Origin of the sequence: Nocardiopsis potens DSM 45234, assembly GCF_000341105.1 — a bacterium.
GTDB lineage: Bacteria > Actinomycetota > Actinomycetes > Streptosporangiales > Streptosporangiaceae > Nocardiopsis_A > Nocardiopsis_A potens.
Genome location: NZ_ANBB01000008.1, coordinates 80,001 through 102,611 on the forward strand (window position 1 = coordinate 80,001; position 22,611 = coordinate 102,611).

Sequence of the window (22,611 nt, forward strand, 5' to 3'; positions counted from 1 at the left end):
AGTATGGCACCGATTCACGCGGACGCCGGACCGGCCCCGCGCAGCGCCGCGGCCTCGCCCCAGGCGATGACCGCGACGGCCGCCGCCTGGACCAGGACGAACGCGGTGCCGAGGAGCGTCGGCCCGAACGCCCCGGACAGCGCCAGCGCCAGGCTGCCCGCGACCCACGCCGCGTTGGCCGCCACCGCGGCCCGCACCGCGGTCCGGGAGAGGCCCCGCCCGGAGGCCATGGCCCCCAGCCAGGCCCCGAACAGGACCAGGAAGACCCCGGCCGGGACGAGGAACGCCGCCGGGTAGCCGAGCAGCGCGGGCAGCCAGGGGGAGGCCGCGGCCAGCAGCACCCCGGACGCCGCGCAGGCGGCGGCGTCCGCCCCGAGCCAGATGCGCAGCGGGCGGTCGGACCGGGCGGCCGGGGCCTTGGTGGAGGTGCTCATGGGGATCCCCTTTCGGAGGACGTCTCGTCCGGTGCACCATGAGCATCACCGCCGCGGGGAGGAAGGTCGATTACCCGCGGGGTAAAGGGCCCGCCGACCCGCCCGGCTCCCGTGCGGCGCCGCCGGCCTGGTCCGGCCGCCGCGCACCGGCCCGCCCGGCCTGCGGCGGGGCCCCTACCGCGGGCGGCGCTCCGCCGGAAGGGGCCGCGGCGGGGCGCCGGCGCTCCCGCGCTCGGCGGTCAGGACGGCTGGACCTCGTCGAAGAGGGCGAGGGCCTCGGCGGGGTCCGGGCCCACGAGGCGCTCCAGCCCGGCCGCCGTGATCCGCGCCCACCGGCCGGCCCGCTCCCACATCCGCTCCTCGAAGGCGCGGACGGCCCCGTCCGGATCTCCGGGGCCGGCCGCGACGGCCTCGGCGAGCTCGGCGCCGTCCAGCATCGCGAGGTTCGCGCCCGCCCCCAGCGGGGGCATCAGATGGGCGGCGTCGCCCAGCAGGGTCACCCCGGGGACGTGGGCCCAGGTGTGCGAGGCGGGCAGGACGTAGAGGGGACGGCGGACGAATGCGGTGCCGCGGCGGACGAGTTCGAGGACGGGGTCGGCCCAGCCGTCGAACAGGGCCAGCAGGTCCGACCGCACGGCCTCGGCGCCGGCCGGTCCGGGGTCCGCGTGCCGCTCCGGCGCCGCGCGGAACTGGGCGTACACCTTGACGTGGCCGCCGCTGCCGCGCTGGGCGACGAGGGCCCGGTTCACCCCGTACACGGCCAGGGCGCCGTCGCCGATCAGCCGGGCGAGGTCGGGGTGGCGGGCGTCGACGTCGTCCAGGGAGGTCTCGACCAGGGTGACGCCGGTGTGGTGCGGCGCCGCCGGCGAGACCGCCGGGCGGACCCTGGACCAGGCGCCGTCCGCGCCGACCACGAGGTCGAACGCCTCCCGCCGCCCGTCCGCGAAGTGGACCAGTGTGCCGTCCGGGGTCCCCGGCACCACCCGCGCCACGCCCCGCCCCCACTGGACGCCGAGGGGGCCGAGGAGCAGGTCGCGGAGGTGCCCGCGGTCGATCTCGGGGTTGGCCAGGTCGCCCGGGCGGGGGCGCCAGTCGCGCAGGACGGTCCCGTCCGTGTCCAGGATGCGCATGGCCTGACCCTCGGGGCGGGACAGCGCCCGGAACCCCTCCAGCAGCCCCGCCTTGTCCAGGGCGAGCTGGCCCAGCTCTTCGTGCAGGTCCAGGACGCCGCCCTGGGGGCGGGCGTCGGGGGAGGGGTCGCGTTCGAGGACGGTGACGGGGTGGCCGCGGCGGTGCATGACGCGGGCGAAGGCGAGGCCGGCGGGGCCGGCGCCGACCACGGCGATGCGGTGTCTCATGTCGATACACCGTATTTTACTGTTACGGTGTATCGCAATAGTACGGTGTGACCATGACCGTATGGGACCGGCCGGAGCCGCCGACTCGCCCCGTGCCGCTCGACCGGGAGCGGATCGTCGCCGCCGCCGTCGCACTGGCCGACGAGGGCGGGCTGGCCGCGGTGTCGCTGCGCAAGGTCGCCGCCCGGCTGGACGTCGGCCCGATGCGGCTGTACGGATACATCTCCACCAAGGAGGACCTGTTCGACCTCATGGTGGACGAGGTCCAGGCCGAGCTCCTCCCCGAGGAGCGGCCCGGTGACTGGCGGGAGGCCCTGAGCGGCCTCGCCCACCGCACCCGGCGGGCCGCCCTCCGCCACGAATGGCTGGCCGACCTGCTCGGCGGCCGCCCGGCCCTGGGTCCGAACGGCCTCGCGGTGGCCGAGGCCACGCTGGCCGCCTTCGACGGCCTCGCCGACATCGACACCGCCATGCGCGCCGTGGAGACCGTCAGTGCCTACTTCACCGGCGCGATCAGGCGCGAGGTCGCGCGCCTGCGGGCCGAGCGCGCCACCGGCCTGTCCGAGCGCGACTGGCAGCGCGCCGCCGGCCCGTACATGACGAGGATGCTGGCCACGGGCCGCTTCCCGGCCCTGGCCAAGGCCGTCCACGACGGCACGGACGTGGACCCCGAGACGTCCTTCGCGGCCGGCCTGGACTGGGTCCTCGACGCCGTGGCCGCCGGACTCGCCGCACCGCCCGCCTGAGACCGCCGACCGGAGGAGCCCGGCCCGGGAAGGAGCGGCCGGCGGGGCGTTCCCCGGTGCCGACCGCCCTTTCCCCTCGGCTCCCCGCGACGACCCGGGGCCCGGATCCCGCCGGATCCGGGCGGGGCCGGCGCGCAGGGTCCGCGTCCCGTCCGGATCCGGCGGGGAACGCCACCGCCTCCCGGCCGGTCGTGGAGAGCCGGACGCCGCCGGGGCGGCCGGGTCCGCCGCCACCGACCGGCGGGTGGACGGAGTCGCCGGGCACCCGGTCCCGTGGAGCCCCCATCGGCCGCTGGAATCGGCGGGGCCGAGGCCCCGCCGGCCGGCACGCCGGTGGCGGAGAACGCCCCGCCGGAAGCGAGCACGGCCTCGCCGCCGGCCGCGCCATCGCGGCTCCGAAAAAGGAGGCCGAACCCAAGGGACCGGCCCGCTACCGTTGCTCCCCATGACGACCACCGAGAGCGGGATCACCGCGGAGCTGATCCGGGAGCTGCTCCGCGAACAGCATCCCGACCTGGCCGACCTCCCTTTGAAGCTCGGCGCGCGCGGCTGGGACAACCAGCTGTGGCGGCTCGGCGACGACCTCGCCGTCCGGCTGCCCTGGGCGACGGAGTCCGCGGACGCGCTGCTGCGCAAGGAGTACGCCTGGGTGCCCGCCCTCGCCCCGCGCCTTCCCCTCCAGGTCCCCGTCCCGCAGCGCCTCGGCGAGCCCTCCGAGCGGTTCCCCCGGCCCTGGCTCGTCACCACCTGGGTGCAGGGCGAACCCGCCGACCGCGCCCCCGCCGCGCGCGGCGCCGAGGCGGCCGATGCCCTGGCCGCCTTCCTGACCGCCCTGCACCGGCCCGCCCCTGAGGGGGCGCCGGCGGGCCGGGGCCGCGGGGGTCCGCTGGCCGACACCGCCGAGTACCTCGACCGGGAGCTCGCCTCCGCCGCCGACCTGGGGCTGGTCCGCGACCCGGACGCCGTCCGCGCGGTCTGGGAGGACGCCGCCGCCGCGCCCGAGTGGGCGGGCCCGAACCTCTGGCTCCACGGCGACCTGCACCCGGCCAACGTCCTGACCTCGGACGGCGCCTTCTGCGGGGTGATCGACTTCGGCGACCTCTTCGCCGGCGACCCCGCCTTCGACCTCGCCGCCGCCTGGACCCTGCTGCCGGACGGCGCCATCGACCGCTTCCACCGGGCCTACCGGCCGGCCCCCGACGCCGCCGCCCTGCGCCGCGCCCGCGGCTGGGCGGTGCTGCGCGCGCTCGGCGCCCTCCACGTCGCGGACGCCGGCGTCCACGGCCGCCCCGGAGGCAAGCCGACTTGGGGCCCACCCGCCCGCGCCGCCCTGCGCCGCCTCACCGCAACGGCCGCCTGAGCGGCCGGACCCGGCGAACCACCGGAGCGGGCCGGACGGGCCGCCGCACGATCCGCGCCGGGCGCTTCCGCTCCGGCGGGCACGCCGCCGGCCCGACGCCGGTGGCGGACCGCGATCCGCCGCCGAGGCGGGCGGGCCGAGGCGGGCGCTTTCAGGAGGAGCGGTTCCGCCGGCGGCATCGGCACCACCCGCTTCCTGCCCGGCAGGCACGTCTCCGAAGGCCGGGCGGCCGGTCCGACACCGGGCCGAGCGGGGGCCGGCCGGGAGCACGGCCTCGGCCTGCGTCCGCCCCTCCGGGCGCCCAGAGTCCGCGAGAGCAGGGGCGGGGCGCTCCCGCTCCGGTTCCGGCGTGCCCGAGCGGGCGCGGTGCGGAGGGGCGGACGCCCCGGTCACGCACCGCCCTCCCCGGTGTCCGACCAGGCGGCGCGGTCGGTACCCCAGCGGGTGGGCGGGGTCGCCCAGTTCTCAAGGGAGCCCGCGCAGCGGACCGGGGGGAGCGCGTGGCGCAGCCGCCCGTAGGGGGAGGAGGTCCAGGTCAGCCAGTCGGCCGCCCGGTAGGCACCCGCTGCCGCGGGGACCGGAGCGATGCCGTGCAGCAGCCAGTGGGCGGTCCCCGCCAGTGAGAACCGCAGCAGGCGGCCCCGGCCGTCGGCCTGCCGGTCGGCCAGCGCCCGCAGCACCCCCGCCGCCAGCAGGTAACCGGTGCCGTGGTCCAGGGCCTGGGCGGGCAGCACGCCCGGGCGGCCGTCGGCGCCCGCCTCGATCGCCGCGATGCCCGTGGCCGCCTGCACCAGGCTGTCGAAACCCCTCCGCCCCGCCCACGGGCCCGACCGCCCCCAGGCGCTCAGCCCGGCGACGACCAGGCCGGGGCGGTGGGCCGTCAGCTCCTCGGCCGCCAGTCCGCGCCGGTCCAGGGAACCGGGCCGGTACCCGGTCACGACCGCGTCGGCCGAGTCGAGCAGTCGGCGAAAGGTGCTCCGCCCCTCGGCGGAGTCCAGGTCCAGCAGGGTGGAGCGCTTGCCCGGGCCGGTGTCGATGTGGGTGTCGGGGTCCTCCGGGAGCCCCGGCGGGTCCACCCGCAGCACGTCCGCCCCGAGCAGGGCGAGGGTCCGGGTGGCGACCGGGCCGGCGATGACCCGGGTCAGGTCCAGGACCCGCACCCCGGCGGCGGGCCGGGAAGCGGGCGGCAGCCGGCGCCCGCCGGCTCCGCCGGCCTCCTCGACCTCGGCCAGGGGCCGGCCGTGCGCCGCGGATCCCCTGTCCGGCGCGGGCGCCACGGCGACGGCGAGACCGCCGGCCGCATAGGCCCTCTCCTGGACCTCGACCGCGGTGAGCCCCGCGAGCGCCTCGGCGAACCGCTCCACCGGCGCGGCGCCCGCACCACCGCGCCCTCCGCCGGCTCCGATGCCCAGCGCACCCAGCAGCCGGGTGCGGTGGTGCGGGTAGTTCGCGTGGGTGCGCACCCACCCGTCGGCGGTCCTCCAGAAGCCCGACAGCGGCGCGAACGGGGTCGGTTCGCGGCCGTCCACCAGCAGGTGCCGCTCGCTGGTGAAGGCGGTGGCCACGGCCGCCTCGTCCACCTCCGTCCCGGTGACGGCGCCCCCGTTCCGCGCGGCCAGCAGCTCGGCGGCGGCGAGGGAGCACGCCCCGACCGCCGCGCGCGCGAGTTCCCGCACCGGCAGCACGGCGGGGAGCACCTCGCCCGCTCCCCGGTAGGAGACCTTCGCCGCCAGGTCCGCGGCCCCGCCGAGCGCCTTCCAGGCGTGGGCGGTGGCCGCATCGGGTTCGCTCGCCATGGACCCATGATCCACGCCCCGCCCCGGCGGCCCCGGGCCGGGGCACCGCCCTTTCGGGCGCGGCCGCTCACGGGCCGGTGCCGCCTCCGGCCGTGCCGGGCGGCGGGTGGCCGGGGCGCGGGCGGCGGGCGTGGTAGACGACGGCCGGGGGGAGGTTGGCCCAGACGGTGCGGCCGGTCACCACCTCCTCGAAGACGGTGCCGAGCAGCCGGCGGAACCGGATCGCCGCGGGCAGTGGGCGGGCGTGCTCGTAGGTGAAGGTGGTGAACGCGCCGCCGGGCGCCAGGGAGGCGGCGACCGCGGTCAGGATGGAGCGCTGCACCCGCGGGGCGAAGACCGCCCACGGCAGCCCGCTGACCACGGCGTCGGCGGCGCCGACGCCGTTCTCCTCCAGCAGCGCGACCAGCCGCGCCGCGTCCCCGCGCACCACCTCCACCTCGGGGAAGCGGGCCGAGACGACCTCGGCGAACCTCGGGTTGACCTCCACCGCCAGGTGCCGGCCCCGGCCGTCCAGCCGGCGCTGGATCGCCCCGGTGAACGGCCCGGTCCCGGGGCCGAGCTCGACCACCACCGGGTCCCCGGTCCCGGGGACCACCACCGTCACCGCCTCGGCGAGCCGCCGCGAGCTCGGGGAGAGCGCCCCGGTGTGCACCGGAGACCGGCAGAACTCGCGGACGACGGTGAGGGTGTCGCTGAACATCGGTGCTCCGCAGCGGGTCGGCCGGCCCGGGAGGGGCCGGGAGGGGCGGTCCGGGGCTACTCGTCGCTCCGGGAGAAGAAGGCGCCGGCGGCGGCCAGGGCGGCCAGGGCGAACCCGGCGACCAGCAGCATCTCCAGGGCGACGGGGAGCTGCCGGGCGCCCAGGGTGAGCGGCTCGAACAGGGACGAGGCGGCGTGGCCGGGGGAGGCCGCGGCGATGGTGCGGCGCATCGCGTCCAGGACGTAGGTCAGCGGGTTGGCCATGGCGGCCGCGGCCATCCACGGCGGCATCGCGCTGACCGGGAACATCATCCCGGAGAGGAACACCATCGGGGTGACCAGCACGCCGAGCACGGTGTTGCAGGTCTGCGCGCGGCGCACGGCCACCGCCACCAGCGACGCCAGCGCGGTCATGGTCAGCGAGGCCAGCGCCAGCTGGGCCAGGAGCAGGGCGAACAGCAGCGGGTCGTAGGGCAGCCCGGCCACCCCGGCGAACGCCAGGACGACGCCGCCGGTGCAGGTCGCCATGGTCGCCCCGCCCAGGCACTTCCCGGCGACCAGGGTGCTGCGGGCCACCGGCGCCACCAGCATCTCGCGCAGGAAGCCCATCTGGCGGTCCCAGACGATCGACACCCCGACGCTGATCGCCGGCGCCTGCGCCGCCATCACCAGCACACCGGGGAACAGGAAGGCCTCGTACCCCTCCCCGGGCACCAGGCCGGACAGCCCGATGCCGAGGATGCACAGGAAGAGCAGCGGATGGAACAGGGACATCACGGTGCGCGCCGGGTCCCGGACGAAGTGCAGCATCTCCCGGAGCCAGACCATCCGGCCGGCGCGGGCCTCGGCCGCCGCCCGGACCGCCACCGGCATCACCGCGCCGTCCCGACGGGGTCGGCGGGGTGCTCCCCGGCGCCGTCGGCACGGATCCGGTGCCCGGTGTGGTGCAGGAACACCTCGTCCAGGGTGGGCCTGGTGACGGTGACGGCGTGCACCTGCACGTCCAGGGCCGCGCAGAGCCGCGGGACCAGGGCGGCGCCGTCCCCGCTGCGCACCAGCACCCCGCCGGCGGCCGGGGTCTCGGCCTCCACCCCCAGCCGGTCGCGGAGCGCCCGCGCGGCGGCCGGGTCGTCCCCCGTGCGTAGTTCGATCCGGTCGGCGCCGACGGCGGTCTTGAGGCCGGCGGGGGTGCCCTCGGCGACGATGCGGCCAGCGTCCATGATCGCGATCCGGTCGCACTCCTCGGCCTCTTCGAGGTAGTGCGTGGTGAGGAAGAGCGTGGTGTCCTCGCGTGCGCGCACCTCGCGCAGGTGCTCCCAGACCCCGGCCCGGGAGTTGGGGTCCAGGCCCACCGTGGGCTCGTCCAGGAAGAGCACCCGGGGGCGGTGCATCAGCCCGCGGGCGATCTCCAGCCGGCGCCGCATGCCGCCGGAGAAGGTGCGGACCAGTCCTCTGCCGCGGTCCGCCAACCCGACCAGGCCGAGCAGCTCGCGGGTGCGCGCGGCCGCGGCGGCGCCCGGCAGGGCGTACAGCTCGCCGTGGAAGCGCAGGTTCTCCTCGGCGGTGAGCTCTCCGTCCAGGGTGCTCTCCTGGAAGATCACCCCGATGGACCGGCGCACCCGGGGCGCCGCGGCGACCGTGTCGTGCCCGGCGACCTCGATCCGCCCCCGGGTGGGGGCGGTCAGCGTGCACATCATCGCCACCGTGCTGGTCTTCCCGGCTCCGTTGGGGCCGAGGAAGCCGAACGCCTCGCCCTGGCGGACGTGGAGGTCGATGCCGCGGACCGCGGCGGTGCCGCCGCGGCCGCGGTAGGTCTTGTGCACGTCGACCGCCCGGATCGCCGCCTCGGTCACGCGCCCCGCCCGGCTGCCATGGCGAACCGCGCGGCCCAGTCGTCGGGCACGACGAACCCGAAGCTCCACCGGTCGCGCGGGGTGGGGTTGCCGATGCAGTGCCAGAACAGCCGCTCCGGCTCCTGCTCCACCCGGAAGAAGCGGACCAGTCCGGGCCGCTCGGGAAGGGTGACCAGTTCGCCGGTGCCGGGGGCCCGGTAGCGGAAGAACGACGTCGCTCCGGGGTCGTCGAACGGGGCGTCGAAGTCGATGATGTACATCCGCCACCCGGGCTGGTTCTCGTTGGTGTGCCAGAGCCGGTAGGCGCCGGGCGGGTACCACATGCTGCCGGAGAACCGCACCTCCGAGCCGAAGGCCCGCTCGAGCGCGGCGAGGACGCCGGCCTTGGCGTCCAGGTAGTCGTCGTAGCCGGGGTGGTCGACGTGCTCGTCCAGGTTGACCAGGTGGAAGGCGCGGCGCTGGGCGTCCTGCTCGGGCAGCAGGGCCCGCCAGCGGGCGTACTCCGTGCCGGTGGGGGAGTACTCCATGGAGAGCCGGTCGTCCTCCCGGTGCCCGGCGCGGAACGCGTCGGCGTCCACCGACGGCGGCTTGATCTTCAGCCGGGGCAGCAGCCCGGCGACCTCCTCGAAGCCGGGCAGGTCGGCGATGGCGTACTCGTGGTGCAGGAAGGAGGTCTCGGCGGGCGACGGGGCGGCGGTGGCCGAGGAGAGCGAGGACGGGACCGCGGCGCCCTCCTCGGGCCGGTAGACCGAGGAGGCGGTGATCAGGTCCTGCTCGTCGAAGACGTAGCCGTTGCGGTCGCCCAGCCGGACGATCTCCCGCAGGCCGGTCATGGTGCGCATCCGCCTCTGCAGCTCGGGCGAGGAGGAGGCGTCCTTGAGGAACTCCGTGCAGACGTCCACGGACATGGGGAGGTTTCCTTTCAGTCGGCGGCCGCCGGCGTGGGCGGGTCGAGCAGCAGTACGGAGGGGGTGGAGGCGGGGTCGGCCAGGCGGAGGAAGTGCATGCCGAGCCCGGACAGGCCCAGCATCAGGCCGGGGAAGAAGTCGCCTCCGGAGGTCTCCAGCGCGTCGATGCCGCGCCAGAGGTCGTGCGCGTGCAGCTCGGCTTCGAGCCGGAACGCGGGCTCGCCGCGCACTTCGCCGAAGCGGAGCGGGAGTTCGGCGTTGCCGGCCCGGCCGTGGCAGAGCGAGTCGTTGTTGAGCCGGGGGAAGTTGCGCAGCGTCGCGGTGAGCGCCCGCTCGGCGTCGACCAGCACGTCGGTCTCCTCGGCGCCGGAGCCGTCCAGCAGCCGCCAGGCGGCGAGCCGGCTCAGCCCGATCCCGGCCGAGCCGTTGCACCAGGCGTTGGCGTAGTGCCGGCCGGCGCTCACCCGCTTCGCCGGGATCTCGCGCAGGTCGTACCAGTCCTGCTCGGCGCGGTCGTAGTGACGGGACTCGTAGCCGAAGGCGCGCAGCCCGGCGTCGACGTACTCCTCGCGGCCGGTGCGGGTGCCGAGGGCGACCAGCGCCCAGCCGATCCCGCCGGCGCCGTGCGCGAACCCGGTGAGCGCGGGCCCGGCGGAGCCGTCGGTCAGCGGCCAGCTCAGCACGTCGCCGTCGGGCTCGGCCCGGGCGAGCAGGTGGTCGCCGCAGAGCCGGGCGATGTCGGCGCCGTCGCCTCCGGCGGCGTCGGCCAGGGCGAGCAGCACCGGGACCGCCCCGGCCGCGCCGCCGAACACGTCGCACTCGGCGTCGCCGGAGAGCAGGCCGGGGATCCGGGAGGCGAGCCGCCGGGCGGTGTCCAGCAGCCCGGGGTCGCCCCAGAGCCGGTACAGGTGGACCAGGGTGTAGACGGCGCCGGAGATCCCGGTGAACGCGCCGATCCGGGTGGTGTCGCAGGCGGCCACGGCGTGGTCGACGGCGCGTTCGGCGGCGGCGCGGAAGGCGGGGTCGGGGGCGGCCCGGTCGAGGTAGGCCAGGAACAGCGCGATTCCGGCGCTGCCCAGGTACAGGTCGCCTTCGACGGGGGCCTCGAGCCGGCCCGCGGCGGTGGTGTGCTCCGCTCGCCACGGGGAGGCCGCGCCCGGGTCGGCCTGCGCCCGGCAGAGCCAGCGGCCCAGCCGCACCGCGTACTCCAGGTGGGCGGCGGCGGTCTCGGGGGCGCCGCCGCCGGACAGGGCCGCCCTGATGTAGCTCTCCTGGCGGTCCCGGTTGCGCGGGGAGAGCGCCCGGATCCGCCGGGCGGCCTGTTCGACCGGTGAGGCCGCGGCGCGGAGCCCGGTGCCGGCGCGGTGGTCGCAGACGAAGCGGCGGCCGTCGACGGGCACGGTGACCACCGGGACGTCCATCCGCCACAGCGCGGCGGGTTCGTGCTCGGCGAGCGCCGAGTCGCCGTCCCAGGCCCGGGGGGAGGCGCGCAGCCCTTCGAAGAGCGCGTCCACCTCCAGCGGGTCGGCGAGCGCCCGAGGGTGCTGGGCGGCCTGGATGAGCTGCGCGAACACCTGGGTCGAGCGGTTGATGAAGCGGATGTCGCCGTCGGCGAAGCAGGCGGCGACGGCCCCGGCGGAGGTCTCGGGGTCGCGCCGGAACCACTCGTAGACCCGGTGGAAGCCGTCGGTGATCGCACCGGCGAAGTCCTGCGGCCGGAGCAGCTCCTCGCCGAGGAAGACCCGGTTGGCCGCGCGGGGCTCGACCCGCACTCCGGAGCGGTGCGCGACCTTCGGGCCGAAGCCGCCCTCCTCCACCTGCGGCACCGGGGTGGGCATCTCGTAGGCCTCGCCGCCGGAGTAGCCGCTGATCCGGAGTTCGTCCGGGCCGCCCTGCTCGTCTCGCGGCCACTCCAGCAGGCCGGTGGAGAAGACCGAGTCGAGCAGGGTGCCCATCGGGGCGTCGGCGCCGGGCGGTGCGGCGGCCAGGATGGTCTCGCAGTCGCAGATGTGCGCGTGGCCGTCGGCCACGATGACGTTCTCGAAGTGCAGGTCGCCGCCGCCCAGCACGTAGAAGGCGGCGAGGTGGCCGCCGAGCTCCCGGTAGACGGCCTCGGCCGCGGGCAGCGAGTCGACGCGGTTCCGGCCGGAGGGGATGAACTCCTCGTAGCCGTGGCCGGAGCGGGGCAGCACCGCCCGGGTGGCGAAGTCGAGGACCCCGTCGCCGCGCAGCCGGCGGAGCAGGGCCTGCGACCCGGCCTCGGCGTCGACGCTGCGCGGCTTGTAGACGAAGCGGGCGGTGCGGCCGCCGTCGACCGCGGCCTCGACGAAGGCGACGGTGCGCGCCCCGGCGTGGTGGTCGGAGCGGCCCGGCTCGACCGAGAGGTACTCCTCGACGGCGGGGGCGCCCAGAAGGGTGCGGGCGATCCGGTCGGCGTCGCGGGCCAGCCGGAGCACGAGCTCTTCGGCGGCCTCCGCCAGCATCCGGGTGTTCTCGGCCAGCCACCGGCCCAGCACCGGGAAGTCCCGGTAGAAGTCGTGGTGCGCGGCGGCGTCGGCGAAGCGCGCGTCCAGGTGGCCGGCGTAGTCGCCGCCGGGGGCGCCGCCGGCCAGGTGGACCTCGGTGTCGGCCTGCACGGTCCAGGCCAGGGCCAGGGAGAAGCGGTCCAGCAGGTGGGCCTCGAAGTCCTCGGCGATGCGGTCGGCGAAGCCCGGGGCCCCGGGGGTCTCCCGGGCCCGGCGCAGGGCCGCGCGCACCCTGCCGCCGAGTTCGAGGAGGAACGGCTCGCAGGCCGCGGCCGAGCGGCCGTAGTAGACGTCGTCCCGGCGCCAGGGGGCGGAGGCGGAGCGGGGGCGGGCGCGGTCGAGTCCTTCGAGCGCGGCCCGGTAGGCGGGGAGCCAGGAGGAGTGGGTCCGGTCGACGGCGGTGCGGGCGGCGCCGCCGAGCGCGGCGGTGTCGGCGGTGGCGCCGTGGTAGCGGAGCAGCGCGGCGGCGAGGCCGTCCCGGTCGAGGCCGGGGCGCTCCAGGCGGTCGGCGGCCCGGGAGGTCCGCCAGGCGGTGAGCGGGTCGGGGGCGGTGCCGGGCGTCGGGACCAGCTCGGCGAGGGCGAGCCTCTCGTCGAGGCCGGCGGCGCGGACGGCGATGTCGAGGGGGAAGTCGGGGTGCATGGTCTCCGGTTTCCCGGTTCGGGTGCGGTGCGGAGGGGGCGCACCCGGCCCGGCGGTGCGGGCGGGGTGCGCGGAAGGCTGCCGGTCCGCCGGCGGGGTCCCGGCCGCGGAGGCGGCCGGGACGGTCGCGCCGGAGCCCGGGTCAGGGCTTGGTGGAGCCGTCGCAGGCGATGGTGAACGGCCCCCAGCTGCAGCTGGTCCGGCAGGCGACCGTCTCCATCGCGCCCTGGCCCCTGGTCCAGAACTCGAGGGAGGCGGTGTCGGGCTGCTCGACGGAGCTGGGCACGGAGTCGGCCGAGATGCCGAAGAGGGACGGGTCCGCCAGCAGGATGCGACGGAACTCCGCGTCGGCGGCGGCCTGCCGCAGGATGGTGGACTGGGTCATGGGGAACCTCCTAGAGACAGTGGTGCGGACACCGGTGCCATGGGTTGATGCACCCCGCCGGAGCGGGGTCCTCCGCCCGGGACGGGCGGAGAGCTCCTGTTTCATCGGCCGCCGAGCGGCCTCCGCAGGGGGTCGGTCCGAAGAGTGGGGGCCGGAGGGGGCTCCGGCGCCCGTCGGGCTGTTCCCGGGTTCGTGCGGCCCGCCGCCGGGCGGGCCGGGTCTACGGGCGGTCATGGGGAGACGGTGCGCCCCGCCGCTCCGGGAGCGGGGCCGGTCACCGGCTCTCCGGGTCGTCCAGGGCGATGCTCAGGCGCGCTCCGATGGCCCGTTCCACTTCGTCGAGTTCGCGCATCGCCGCGGACATGTTGTCGCTGTCGCTCTGCCAGTCGACCAGGGCCTTCTCCTCCGGGGTGAGGGAGTCGGAGAGCCAGACGGACTCCAGCCACCCTTTGAGGCTGTGCGGGTGGAGGTCGGTGACGGGAGGCGTCCGGGCCAGGAGGGGCTCGCCGGGGAGGTCGAGTGCGGCTCGGAGGACTTCGCGCAGCCTTCCGTCGTTCGGGAGAAGTGAGCAGACGACCATGAGTTGCTGGATCCGGCGAATTACCTCGACGCCCTCATAAAGGGTCGGTTCCTTTGCTGGCATGTCCGCCTTTCTCGCCCCGCCCGCTCGGCGGGGCATGATCTTTTCCGATTTCCGCCCCTGAGGTCGCCGGGCACTACGTTAGAACACACTCACTTTCAGTGACCTTTCTCTTTCATTTCTCGCAGGTCCGAGCGGGTGGCCCCCGGCCATTTCACCCCACCGGACCGCCGGCGGCCGCGACCCCCGCCGCCCCCGATTCCGGACAACCCTCCTCCACCTCGGGCAAGCCTCGCGAACCCCTGCATAGTCGGCGACCCGACGGTTCCGGAGGGCGGATCCGGGAACCGCCCCGTTTTCTCCGACCGCGCATTCTCGACTTTTTCGACTTTCGGCCGATCGATCCCACGGAGAGTCGCGAAGAGTAAACTGAAAGTCGCCGACGGGCGCGTGTACCCGGACGGCGATATCCCTCGAATCCTCCGAAACCCCGCACCGATTCTGCCGATTCCCCCGCCTCACCACTCCGTTCCGGGCCGCACCGCCCCCGGAACGGAAAAAGGGAGAAGCCATGCATGCCAAACCGGTCTTCCGGATTCTCGGCCCGCTGGAGGCCCAGGCGGACTCCCACCCGCTGCCCCTCCCCGGAGGGAAGCAGCGCGCCCTGCTCGGCGTCCTGCTGGCCAACCCGCACAGAGCGCTGCCCGCCGACGAGCTGGCCTCCCTCATCTGGAACGGGGACGGCCCGGACAACCCGAGGGCGACGCTCTACACCCACCTCACCCGGCTGCGGCAGTCGCTGCGCCGGTGCGGGGCCGGCGCGGCCGGGATCGTCCGCGGCTCCGGCGGCGGCTACTCCATCGCGCTCGTGGCCGACCAGCTCGACCTGCTGGTCTTCCGGGACAAGGCGGAGCGGGCCCGGCGCGTGCTGGACGGCGGCGACCTGGAGTCCGGTGCCGCCTGGCTGCGCGAGGCGCTCTCGCTGTGGCGCGGCCCGGTCCTGCCCGGCCTCGGCTCCGACCGGTTCCGCAGCGCCGTCGCCGGGCGGATCGAGGAGGAGCGCATCCGCGCCCTGGACCGCTACAACGAGGCGGCCCTGGCCCTGGGGCGCCACGGCGACCTGGTCGCCGAGCTGCGCTCGCTGACCCGCGAATACCCCTACCACGAGAGGTTCTGGCAGCATCTGGTGCTGGCCCTGTACCGCAGCGGCCGCCGGGTGGAGGCGCTGGACGCCTACCGGGAGGTGGCCACCCGGCTCCGCACCGACATGGGCATGGACCCCAGCCCCGAACTCGAAGAGCTGCACATGACGATCCTGCGCGGGACCCCCTCCGAGGCCGCGGGCCGCATCCGGTGAACGCCGCCGACATCGCGGCCCTGCCGCCCGCGGGCGTGTACCCGGTCCTGGCCGCGGTGGTCTTCGCCGAGACGGCGTTCCTCCCCGGGATCGTGCTGCCCTCCGCGGTGGTGATGGTCGGGTCCGGGGTGCTCGCCGCGAGCGGAGCGCTCTCCCTCTCCGCGCTGCTCGCCACCGCGTTCTGCGCCGCCGCGGCCGGCGACGCGCTGGCGGTGCGCAGCGGCCGGGTGCTGGGGCCGCGGCTGCGCGCCTCCCGGGCCGGCCGCCGCATCCCCGCCCGGCACTGGGACCGGGTGGCCGCGCTGTTCCGCAGGCACGGTCCGCGCGCGGTCCTGATCGGGCGGTTCGTGCCGTTCCTGCGCACCCTCGTCCCGCGGCTGGCCGGGGCCTCCGGCGTCCGCTACCGGGAGGCGGCCCCGCACGCCGCGGCCGGCGCCGCCGGGTGGAGCCTGTTCGAGATCGGCGCCGGCTACCTGCTCGGGTCGGCCGGGTCGCTGCCGGCCTACTTCGCCCCGCTGTGCATCGCGGGCGGGGTGCTGCTGTACCTCGGCGCCGAGCTGGCGGTGCGCAGGTGGTCGGCGGCCCCCGCCGGACCGTCCCCGTCCGCGGAGCACGGCGGGGCCGCCCCCGCATGCCCCGCTGAACAGGACGGATAGCCGACCCGGGGCGCGGCCGCCCGCAGAGGCCGGAGAGCGGCCGGCGGCCGCACGGCCCCGGAACGGGCGGGGCGGCGCCGGTCATTGCGGACAGGTACCGTCCTCGGCCGCCCCTATCCTGGCGGTCCACGCGGCCCGGGACGGAGCCGCCGGACCCTCGGGAGCCCCCATGCCCTCTGCCTCCGCGCCCCTCGGAACCCCGGCGCGCACCGCCCGGATGACCTGGCGGCAGGCGATCGACCGCCGGGTGGAGCGGCACGGACTGGGCGCCCGGCCCGCCGGGGCGGCGCCCGCCGACGCGGTGGCGGCGATGTCCGGGGCGCACGCCCAGATCCAGTCGGCCGGCGAGGTCTCGGTGGCGCTGCGGCTGGACGGCGCCACCCGGCAGGACGTGCGCACCGCCCTGCTGACCGAGCACACCCTGGTCAAGACCTACGGCCCGCGCGGCACCGTGCACCTGCTCCCCGCCCGCGACCTGCCGATGTGGACGGGGGCGCTGTCCGCCCTGCCCGCCGGGTCCGGCAACGGCGGCGGCCCGCGCGCCCACCTCAGCGACGAGCAGACCGGGCGGGTGCTGGAGGCGATGGACGACGCGCTGGCCGGCGCCGAGCTCACCACCGACGAGCTGACCGAGGCGATCGTGGAGCGCACCGGTTCCTGGGCGGGCGACCCGGTGCTGGAGGCCTTCCAGGGCGCCTGGCCGCGGTGGCGGGCCGCCACCCACCTCGCCGCGCACCGGGGGGTGCTCTGCTTCGGCGCACCGCGCGGCCGGAAGGTCACCCTCACCTCGCCCCGGCGGCTGCTGCCCGGATTCGGCCCCCTCCCCGCCGAGCAGGCGCTCACCCTGCTGCTCACCGGCTACCTGCGCGCCTACGGGCCGGCGACCCCGCAGTCCTTCGCCCGCTGGCTGGCGGCCCCGGTCACCTGGGCCGCCGCGCTGTTCGAGCGGAACGCCGACGCGGTGCAGCCGGTCGACGTGGAGGGCGCCACCGCCTGGGTGGCGGCGGGCGACACCGCCCCCGCGGAGGCCCCGGCGCGCGGCCTGCGCCTGCTGCCCTACTTCGACGCCTACGGCGTGGGCGGCCATCCCCGGGAGCGGATCTTCCCGGGGCGGGCCTACGAGCGCGCGCTCGCCCGGGGCCAAGCGGGCAACTACCCGCTGCTGCTCATCGACGGCACCGTCGCGGGCGTGTGGCACCAGCGGCTGTCCGGCCGCCGGGTGCGGATCGCGGTGGAGCCGCTGGAGCCGCTCTCCGCCGCCCGGCTGGCCGAACTCGACGATCAGGTGGAGCGGATGGGCGCGGTCCTCGGCGCGCGCCCCGAGCTGTCCATCGGCCCGATCACGGTGGGCCCGCACGCCTGAGGCCGTTGCCGGCAGAAGCCCGCCCCAGGGCGATGATCTTGACGTTGCGGCCCCGTCAGAGCGCTCTGACGGGGCCGCAACGTCAAGATCATCGGGGGAGGGAGAGGGGAGGGGCGGCGGGCCCCGCTCGATGGTCCCGCCGCCCCTCCCGGTTCCGCCGGGTCCTCAGCGCCCCGGCCGCCAGGTGCCCTGCGCGACGTCGGGCACGAAGGAGGAGAGCCGCTTCGCGGTGGCCGGGTCGGTGAGGTCGATCCGGCGCCCCTCCTGGGCGGAGAGGTAGGCGGCCATCAGCAGCCGGGTGACCTCCAGCCCGTCGTCCAGCCCCTCGGCGGGGACCTCGCCGTCGAGGAACCGGGTGACCATGTGCCGGTCCTCCTCGGTGTAGCCGTAGGCGGCGGCCTCGTCCGGCAGCAGCGGCATCAGCCCGCCCTCGGCGTTCTGCTTCTCCACCAGGTCCTCGCCGGGGTTTCCGGCGATCTCCCGGCTGAGGAACATCTTCGCCTCGGTGTCCAGGCTGTTCACCGCCATGCTGTACTCCGGGCCGAGCAGCTCGAAGCTGAGCCGCAGGCCCGCACCGACGTAGCTCCAGGACGTGGTGCCCTCGGCGACCACCTCGTCGCCTTCGCCGTTGCGGTAGACGATGGTGGCCCGGGCGTAGTCCTCCGACGGGCGGAGCCGGTAGTCCACCTCCGGGCCGTACCGGCGGACCAGGTCGTCGGCGTAGTCCGGCCGGGACCACTTCAAGCAGGCGATGGTGGCGTCCACGCTGACCGGTGTCAGCCACTCGCCGGCCGGGAACTCCGGCGGGGTCAGCAGGTAGCGGCCGGCCTCCACGCTGTGGCACATCATGTCGTTGAGGACGCCGCCGCCCTGCTTCTCGCCCTGCCAGAACCACGCCTTGTGCGGGCCGCTGTGCTCTTCGGCGCAGCGCGCCAGGTACGGCGTGCCGGACACGGCGGCGCCGCGCGCCCACACCAGTTCGTGCGCCCGGGTCACCCCGGGGGCGAACACCTGGTTCTCCAGGTAGCCGTGGAGCAGCCCGGCGCCTTCCACCAGGCGCAGCACCTCCTCGGCCTCGGCGACGGTGCGCCCCAGCGGCTTCTCGATCGCGATGCCGCGCAGTACCGCGCGGCCGGAGGAGACCTCCTCGGTGATGGCGCGCACCGTCTCCACCCGGACGTGGTTGGGCGTGGTCACCCAGACCGCGTCCACGGCGGGGTCGCGCACCATCTCCCGGACGTCGGCGTAGGGGGCGGGGTCGCCGACTCTCAGCTCCCGGGCCAGGTCGCAGAGCTCGCGCACGGACGCCTCGGTGCGCCCGCAGACCGCGGTCACGTCGGCGTCGCGCACCCCCTGGAAGGCGCGGGTGTGGAAGCCGGCGATGAACCCGCTGCCCACGATGCCGACGCCGAGCCGGTCGCCGCTCTTCCGCGCGGTCATCGGGCCTCCCCGGTGCGGAAGGGGGCCGGGAGGTCCGTCGCCCGGGCGCGGCCGCCGGGGCGCGGCCCGCACTGCGGGAACCAAGCACGCATGTGAGCTCCTGTGGTTCGTGGTCGTCCCCGGGCCGGTGCGGCCCGGTCCTGGGCTCCTCCTCGGTGGCGAGGCGGAGGTGTCGCGTCGTCCTCTCCGTTCTCCGCGCGGCGGGGGGTCACTGGCGGAGCCGCCTCTGCCTGCCGTAGGCGGTCAGCACGGTGATGAGCACCGCGCCGTAGATGATCTGGCGGGGGGCGTCGCCCCACTCGCCGCCGCCGACCTGGGTGACGCGGAGCAGCGTGTCCAGGACGGTGAGGAGCACGGCGCCGATGGCGGTGCCCAGGTAGCCGCCGACCCCGCCGATCAGCGCGGTGCCGCCGATGACCGCGGCGGCCACGCTGTTGAGCATGTAGTCGGTGCCCAGGCTGGTGTAGACGTTCTGGGCGTAGCCGAGCAGCAGCAGCCCGCCGACCCCCGCGAACAGGGAGGAGAGGACGTAGGCGGCGAACTTCACCGCCGCGGGGCTGACCCCGGACAGGTAGGCGGTGGCCGGGTTGCCGCCGACGGCGTACAGCCGCCACCCGAAGGGGCTGCGCCGCAGCATCCAGATGACCAGGGCCGCCAGCCCGAGCCAGAGCCACAGCACTCCCGGGACGCCGGCGACGGTGTCCCCGGTGACCAGGGTGCGCAGCAGCGGCGCCGCCGACCCTTCGGGGCGGCCGCCGGTGTAGAGCCGGATGAAGCCGGTGACCACGGCGATCATGCCCAGCGTCATCACCAGCGGCGGCACCCGGAAGACCAGCACCCCGAGCGCGTTGACCGCGCCGACGGCGCAGCAGGCGGCCAGCGCCAGCAGCACGGCGGTGAGGAACCCGTCGTCGGAGCCGGCCATGAACCGGGAGGCGATGATCGCCGACAGGGTGGCGGTGGCGCCCACCGACAGGTCGATGCCCTCCCCGCCGGCGATGATGACCAGGGTCTGGCCGATGGCGATCACGCCGAGGAAGGACGCCACGGTGAGCAGCGTGACCACCTGCCCCCACTCGGCGAAGGACGGGGAGTGGAGCACGGTGGCCGTCCACAGCAGCAGTGTGACCGCGGCGGAGACGGCCACCGGGTCGCGGAGCAGCCTGCGGGCGGCGGAGGGCCGCTCCGGGGCCTGCGGTGCGGCGGGGGCGGGTGCGGTGGAGGTGCTCAACGGTTCGCTCCCTGGAACGCGGGCCGCTGCGCGGCGCGGGCGGTGAGCAGCCCGGCCAGCGCGATCGCGGCGATGATGACGCAGCCGTAGACGAACTCCCGGGCGTCGGTGGGCACCCCGGCGAAGAAGACCAGCCCCTGGATGAGGGAGAGCACGATCGCGCCGGTGACCGCGCCGCCCACCCCGCCGGAGCCGCCGCGCAGCCGGGTGCCGCCGATGACCAGCGCCGCGATCGACCCGAGGGTCAGCTCGGTGCCCAGGGTGGGGTCGCCGGCGCCGGAGTCGGCCAGCAGCGCGGTCCCGGCGAGCGCGGCGATCAGGCCGCCGAGGGTGTAGGAGAGCACCCGCACCGCGGAGACGGGGACGGCGGAGGTGTAGGCGGCCCCGGCGTCGCCGCCCACCGCGTACAGGTACTGGCCGAAGCGGTGCCGGCGCAGCACCCTCCAGGCCAGCCAGAGCAGCAGGAGCAGCACGGCCGGCACCGGGATGTAGGCCAGGACCACCATCCGGTAGGCCTCGGTGAGCAGCGGCGACGCGGTGCCGCCGGGTTTGGGCAGCACCAGCAGCGCGGCGCCGCCGAACATCGAGCCGGTGGCGAAGGTGGCGACGATCGGCTGGAGCCGGAGCCCGGCCACGACCAGCCCGTTGAGCAGGCCGCATGCGGCGCCGGTGGCCAGCCCGGCCGCCAGTGCCAGCGGCAGGCGCGCGTCGTCGCCCTGCATCAGCACCACCGACACCGCGGAGGAGAGCGTCACGACCGCCCCGATGGACAGGTCGATGCCGCCGCCGAGCACGATGACGGTCTGCGCGGCGGCGATGGTCGCCAGCGGCAGGAAGGTGGCGAAGCTGGAGGTCAGGCCGTAGGGGGAGAAGAATCCGGGTTGCAGCGCGGCGGAGGCGGCCACGGTCGCGGCCAGCAGGGCGGCGACCGCCACCGTCGGCATCCGCGCGGACAGCAGCGCCCGCCCGGCTCGGGCCGGGAGCGGCGGCGGGCCCGCCGCCTTCGGCGGGGGTCCTCCGGTTCTGCTGGGGGTGCTCATCGTTCTCCCTCGGTTCCGGTCCGGTCGGCGCGGCTCCGCGGCGGGGCGGCGGAGGGGCCGGGCCGGCGGTCCCGGCCCCTCCGTCCCCCGGGCCCCGGCCCGCCCCGGCGCCGGTCCCGGGCGGGAACCGGAAACACCGGCCGGGGCCCGGTCGGAGGTGCTCCGCGGCACTCGGCGGGGCGCGGCATCCGGGCGCTCTCGGGGCCGCCCGGACGGAGGAGCCCGTACGGATGCCGGGCCGGGGGCCGTGCCGCCGAGACGGAGGAGGCCGGGGTCTCCCGCCGCGCACCGACAGGGGAAGGGCCGTTCGGAAACGCGGTTCCGCGGCGCAGGGCAGGGCCGGAGGCGGGGATGCAGGACCGCCGCCCGCCTCCCTGCCCACTGGATCGGCCGGCCGGCGCCGGAAGCACGCCCGGTCTCCCGGCGGTTCCCGGAAGGCCGCTTTCACCGGGAGCACCGGTGGGCCGCGCCGAGCGGTGCACGGCCCCGCCGGAGGGCCGGGTCTGAGCGGCCGGCGCCGGGTGGGGGCCCGGTGTCTCCCGGGCCTGCGGCGGCCCGGTGTCCGGTTCCTCCGCGCGGGGGCGGGTCATGGGCGGCCTCCCCCGTCGGAGGCGGCCGGTTCGCGGTCCGGTGCGGGCAGGCCGCGGGCGGCGGTCGCGTCGGCGGGGGTGATGTGCATGGAGGCGGCGATGAGGGCGTCCTCGGTGAGGCGGTCGCCGGAGACCTCGTCGACGATGCGGCCCTCGAACATGATCAGCACCCGGTCGCAGACCTCCACCAGCTCCCGGTCGTCGCTGGAGCCGAGCAGCACGGCGGCGCCGGCGGCGGCCAGTTCGGCGACGACCGCGAACATCTCCGCCTTCGCGCCGACGTCGACGCCCTTGGCGGGGTCGTCCATCAGCACCACGGCCGGTTCGGTGGGGAACCACTTGCCGACCACGACCTTCTGCTGGTTCCCGCCGGACAGGGTGGAGACCGGGTCGTCCAGCGAGCCGTAGCGGATGCCGATCCGCTCGGCGACGGCGCGCGCCGCGGCGAGTTCGCGGCGCCGGGACAGCGCCGCGCCCAGCACGGCCCGGCGGCCGACCGAGGGCAGCGCGAAGTTCTCCAGGACGGGGCGGCCCAGCGCCAGGCCCTGGGCGCCCCGGTTGCCGGGGACGTAGGCGAAGCCGGCGCGCACCGCCTGCTTGGGCGAGCGGGGGTGCACCGGTGCGCCGTTGAGCAGGACGGTTCCGCCGGTGCGCCGGTCCGCCCCGAACAGGGCGGCCAGCAGGTCGGACTGGCCCTGGCCCTGCAGGCCGCCCAGGCCCAGCACCTCGCCGGGGCGGACCTGCAGGGAGACGCCGTGCAGCCGGGCGCCGGACAGTTCGCGCACCTCCAGCAGCGGCTCCGCCGCCGATGCCGGGGCGGCGGGCGGGGCCGGGCGCGCCCCGGAGTCCGGCCGGGCCGCGGCGCCGGCCTGCCCGGCGGGGCGGTCCTGCGCCCCGGCCCCGCCGGACATCAGCTCGACCAGCTCCCGCTCGGGCACCTCGCCGACGGTCACGGTGGCGGTGTCGGCGCCGTTGCGCATCACGGTGGCCCTGTCGCACAGCGCCAGGATCTCGGCCAGCCGGTGCGTGATGAACAGGACGAGCACGCCCTGCTCGCGCAGCTCGGCCAGGACCTCGAAGAGCACGTCGACCTGGCCGCGGCGGAGCGAGGCGGTCGCCTCGTCCAGCACCAGCACCCGCGGGTCGCGCACCAGGGCCTTGCAGACCTCCACCACCTGCCGCTCGCCGGGGTCGAGGTCGCCGGCGCGCTCGCCGGCGGGCACCCGGCCGCCGAAGGCGGGGGCGAACCGCTCCAGCCAGGGCAGCGCCCGGGCCCGGGCCGCGCGCGGGTCGCGCAGGCCGAAGCGGGTCGGCTCCACGCCGAGCACCAGGTTGTCCAGCACGGTGAAGTCGTCGATCAGCGACAGCTCCTGGTAGACCGCGCTCACCCCGGCGGCCAGGGTGTCCCGCGGGCCGCGGGGGCGCAGCGGCCGCCCGTCCAGCAGGACCTCCCCGGCGTCCGGCGCGACCACCCCGGTGAGCACCTTCAGCAGGGTCGACTTGCCGGAGCCGTTGGGGCCGAGCACGGCGTGCACGGTGCCGGCGTCGGCGGCGAAGTCGGCGCCGGCCAGCGCGGTGACCCCGCCGTAGCGCTTGCGCACCCCGCTCATCCGCAGGAACGGCGTCGTGTCCACAGGCGTCTCCCTGT

The 22,611-nt window shown here is 76.5% G+C and carries 19 protein-coding genes; 5 read left to right on the forward strand and 14 right to left on the reverse strand.

Annotation, left to right across the window (positions count from 1 at the left end):
• Positions 1 to 14: 14 nt before the first annotated feature.
• Both D459_RS0103320 and D459_RS0103325 read right to left on the reverse strand, forming a co-directional pair.
• On the reverse strand, positions 15 to 434 hold the full coding sequence (locus D459_RS0103320; protein WP_017591574.1) for a hypothetical protein: 420 nt from the start codon (positions 432 to 434) through the stop codon (positions 15 to 17).
• Positions 435 to 673: 239 nt separating this feature from the next.
• A complete protein-coding gene (locus D459_RS0103325; RefSeq protein ID WP_017591575.1) occupies positions 674 to 1,792 on the reverse strand; it encodes an FAD-dependent oxidoreductase in 1,119 nt (372 codons plus the stop codon).
• Between the two features lie 53 nt (positions 1,793 to 1,845).
• On the opposite strand from D459_RS0103325, the gene D459_RS0103330 reads away from it, so the two are divergent.
• Together D459_RS0103330 and D459_RS0103335 are read left to right on the forward strand one after the other, a co-directional pair.
• On the forward strand, positions 1,846 to 2,538 hold the full coding sequence (locus D459_RS0103330) for a TetR/AcrR family transcriptional regulator (RefSeq protein WP_040709077.1): 693 nt from the start codon (positions 1,846 to 1,848) through the stop codon (positions 2,536 to 2,538).
• 445 nt (positions 2,539 to 2,983) lie between these two features.
• Positions 2,984 to 3,898, forward strand: coding sequence for an aminoglycoside phosphotransferase family protein (locus D459_RS0103335; RefSeq protein WP_017591577.1), 915 nt, complete (start codon positions 2,984 to 2,986; stop codon positions 3,896 to 3,898).
• A gap of 389 nt (positions 3,899 to 4,287) precedes the next feature.
• Here D459_RS0103335 and D459_RS0103340 read toward each other — a convergent pair whose 3' ends face one another.
• The 8 genes from D459_RS0103340 to D459_RS0103375 form a co-directional block, all read right to left on the reverse strand.
• Positions 4,288 to 5,694, reverse strand: coding sequence for a CoA transferase (locus tag D459_RS0103340; protein ID WP_017591578.1), 1,407 nt, complete (start codon positions 5,692 to 5,694; stop codon positions 4,288 to 4,290).
• 67 nt (positions 5,695 to 5,761) lie between these two features.
• On the reverse strand, positions 5,762 to 6,394 hold the full coding sequence (locus tag D459_RS0103345; protein WP_017591579.1) for a class I SAM-dependent methyltransferase: 633 nt from the start codon (positions 6,392 to 6,394) through the stop codon (positions 5,762 to 5,764).
• 56 nt (positions 6,395 to 6,450) lie between these two features.
• Entirely contained in the window at positions 6,451 to 7,266 is an 816-nt protein-coding gene (locus D459_RS0103350) for an ABC transporter permease (RefSeq protein ID WP_017591580.1), read from the reverse strand.
• A complete protein-coding gene (locus D459_RS0103355; RefSeq protein WP_017591581.1) occupies positions 7,266 to 8,246 on the reverse strand; it encodes an ATP-binding cassette domain-containing protein in 981 nt (326 codons plus the stop codon). The genes D459_RS0103350 and D459_RS0103355 overlap by 1 nt, the downstream gene beginning before the upstream one ends.
• Complete coding sequence (locus tag D459_RS0103360) at positions 8,243 to 9,154, reverse strand: Nif11-like leader peptide family natural product precursor (protein WP_017591582.1); 912 nt, start codon at positions 9,152 to 9,154, stop codon at positions 8,243 to 8,245. The genes D459_RS0103355 and D459_RS0103360 overlap by 4 nt, the downstream gene beginning before the upstream one ends.
• A gap of 14 nt (positions 9,155 to 9,168) precedes the next feature.
• Positions 9,169 to 12,321 (reverse strand): type 2 lanthipeptide synthetase LanM family protein, encoded by a 3,153-nt coding sequence (locus D459_RS0103365; RefSeq protein WP_017591583.1) that lies wholly within the window; start codon positions 12,319 to 12,321, stop codon positions 9,169 to 9,171.
• Positions 12,322 to 12,463: 142 nt separating this feature from the next.
• Positions 12,464 to 12,706, reverse strand: a complete 243-nt coding sequence (locus D459_RS0103370) for a cinnamycin family lantibiotic (RefSeq protein WP_017591584.1) — start codon at positions 12,704 to 12,706, stop codon at positions 12,464 to 12,466.
• 274 nt (positions 12,707 to 12,980) lie between these two features.
• The gene (locus D459_RS0103375; protein ID WP_017591585.1) at positions 12,981 to 13,349 is read right to left on the reverse strand and encodes a DurN family substrate-assisted peptide maturase; all 369 of its coding nucleotides are present in this window, start codon (positions 13,347 to 13,349) and stop codon (positions 12,981 to 12,983) included.
• A 508-nt stretch (positions 13,350 to 13,857) separates the two neighbouring features.
• On the opposite strand from D459_RS0103375, the gene D459_RS30590 reads away from it, so the two are divergent.
• The 3 genes from D459_RS30590 (at position 13,858) to D459_RS0103390 (ending at position 16,662) form a co-directional block, all read left to right on the forward strand.
• Positions 13,858 to 14,643, forward strand: coding sequence for an AfsR/SARP family transcriptional regulator (locus tag D459_RS30590; RefSeq protein ID WP_017591586.1), 786 nt, complete (start codon positions 13,858 to 13,860; stop codon positions 14,641 to 14,643).
• Positions 14,640 to 15,299, forward strand: coding sequence for a DedA family protein (locus tag D459_RS30595; RefSeq protein WP_017591587.1), 660 nt, complete (start codon positions 14,640 to 14,642; stop codon positions 15,297 to 15,299). The genes D459_RS30590 and D459_RS30595 overlap by 4 nt, the downstream gene beginning before the upstream one ends.
• A 169-nt stretch (positions 15,300 to 15,468) precedes the next feature.
• Entirely contained in the window at positions 15,469 to 16,662 is a 1,194-nt protein-coding gene (locus D459_RS0103390; protein ID WP_017591588.1) for a winged helix DNA-binding domain-containing protein, read from the forward strand.
• A 165-nt stretch (positions 16,663 to 16,827) separates the two neighbouring features.
• Here the strand turns inward: D459_RS0103390 and D459_RS0103395 are convergent, their stop codons facing one another.
• The 4 genes from D459_RS0103395 to D459_RS0103410 form a co-directional block, all read right to left on the reverse strand.
• Positions 16,828 to 18,102, reverse strand: a complete 1,275-nt coding sequence (locus tag D459_RS0103395; protein WP_017591589.1) for a Gfo/Idh/MocA family protein — start codon at positions 18,100 to 18,102, stop codon at positions 16,828 to 16,830.
• Positions 18,103 to 18,310: 208 nt separating this feature from the next.
• A complete protein-coding gene (locus tag D459_RS0103400) occupies positions 18,311 to 19,333 on the reverse strand; it encodes an ABC transporter permease (RefSeq protein WP_017591590.1) in 1,023 nt (340 codons plus the stop codon).
• Positions 19,330 to 20,373 carry an ABC transporter permease gene (locus D459_RS0103405; RefSeq protein ID WP_017591591.1) on the reverse strand — a complete coding sequence of 348 codons (1,044 nt, stop codon included), beginning with the start codon at positions 20,371 to 20,373 and terminating at the stop codon, positions 19,330 to 19,332. The genes D459_RS0103400 and D459_RS0103405 overlap by 4 nt, the downstream gene beginning before the upstream one ends.
• Before the next feature lie 586 nt (positions 20,374 to 20,959).
• Complete coding sequence (locus D459_RS0103410; protein WP_017591592.1) at positions 20,960 to 22,597, reverse strand: sugar ABC transporter ATP-binding protein; 1,638 nt, start codon at positions 22,595 to 22,597, stop codon at positions 20,960 to 20,962.
• Positions 22,598 to 22,611 lie beyond the last annotated feature (14 nt).

What these genes read in the sequence shown, in the direction of transcription:
- D459_RS0103320 (WP_017591574.1), bottom strand. Translation starts at nt 434, where the DNA reads ATGAGCACCTCCACCAAGGCCCCGGCCGCCCGGTCCGACCGCCCGCTG.
- D459_RS0103325 (WP_017591575.1), bottom strand. Translation starts at nt 1,792, where the DNA reads ATGAGACACCGCATCGCCGTGGTCGGCGCCGGCCCCGCCGGCCTCGCC.
- D459_RS0103330 (WP_040709077.1), top strand. Translation starts at nt 1,846, where the DNA reads ATGACCGTATGGGACCGGCCGGAGCCGCCGACTCGCCCCGTGCCGCTC.
- D459_RS0103335 (WP_017591577.1), top strand. Translation starts at nt 2,984, where the DNA reads ATGACGACCACCGAGAGCGGGATCACCGCGGAGCTGATCCGGGAGCTG.
- D459_RS0103340 (WP_017591578.1), bottom strand. Translation starts at nt 5,694, where the DNA reads ATGGCGAGCGAACCCGATGCGGCCACCGCCCACGCCTGGAAGGCGCTC.
- D459_RS0103345 (WP_017591579.1), bottom strand. Translation starts at nt 6,394, where the DNA reads ATGTTCAGCGACACCCTCACCGTCGTCCGCGAGTTCTGCCGGTCTCCG.
- D459_RS0103350 (WP_017591580.1), bottom strand. Translation starts at nt 7,266, where the DNA reads ATGCCGGTGGCGGTCCGGGCGGCGGCCGAGGCCCGCGCCGGCCGGATG.
- D459_RS0103360 (WP_017591582.1), bottom strand. Translation starts at nt 9,154, where the DNA reads ATGTCCGTGGACGTCTGCACGGAGTTCCTCAAGGACGCCTCCTCCTCG.
- D459_RS0103365 (WP_017591583.1), bottom strand. Translation starts at nt 12,321, where the DNA reads ATGCACCCCGACTTCCCCCTCGACATCGCCGTCCGCGCCGCCGGCCTC.
- D459_RS0103370 (WP_017591584.1), bottom strand. Translation starts at nt 12,706, where the DNA reads ATGACCCAGTCCACCATCCTGCGGCAGGCCGCCGCCGACGCGGAGTTC.
- D459_RS0103375 (WP_017591585.1), bottom strand. Translation starts at nt 13,349, where the DNA reads ATGCCAGCAAAGGAACCGACCCTTTATGAGGGCGTCGAGGTAATTCGC.
- D459_RS30590 (WP_017591586.1), top strand. Translation starts at nt 13,858, where the DNA reads ATGCATGCCAAACCGGTCTTCCGGATTCTCGGCCCGCTGGAGGCCCAG.
- D459_RS0103390 (WP_017591588.1), top strand. Translation starts at nt 15,469, where the DNA reads ATGCCCTCTGCCTCCGCGCCCCTCGGAACCCCGGCGCGCACCGCCCGG.
- D459_RS0103395 (WP_017591589.1), bottom strand. Translation starts at nt 18,102, where the DNA reads ATGACCGCGCGGAAGAGCGGCGACCGGCTCGGCGTCGGCATCGTGGGC.
- D459_RS0103405 (WP_017591591.1), bottom strand. Translation starts at nt 20,373, where the DNA reads ATGAGCACCCCCAGCAGAACCGGAGGACCCCCGCCGAAGGCGGCGGGC.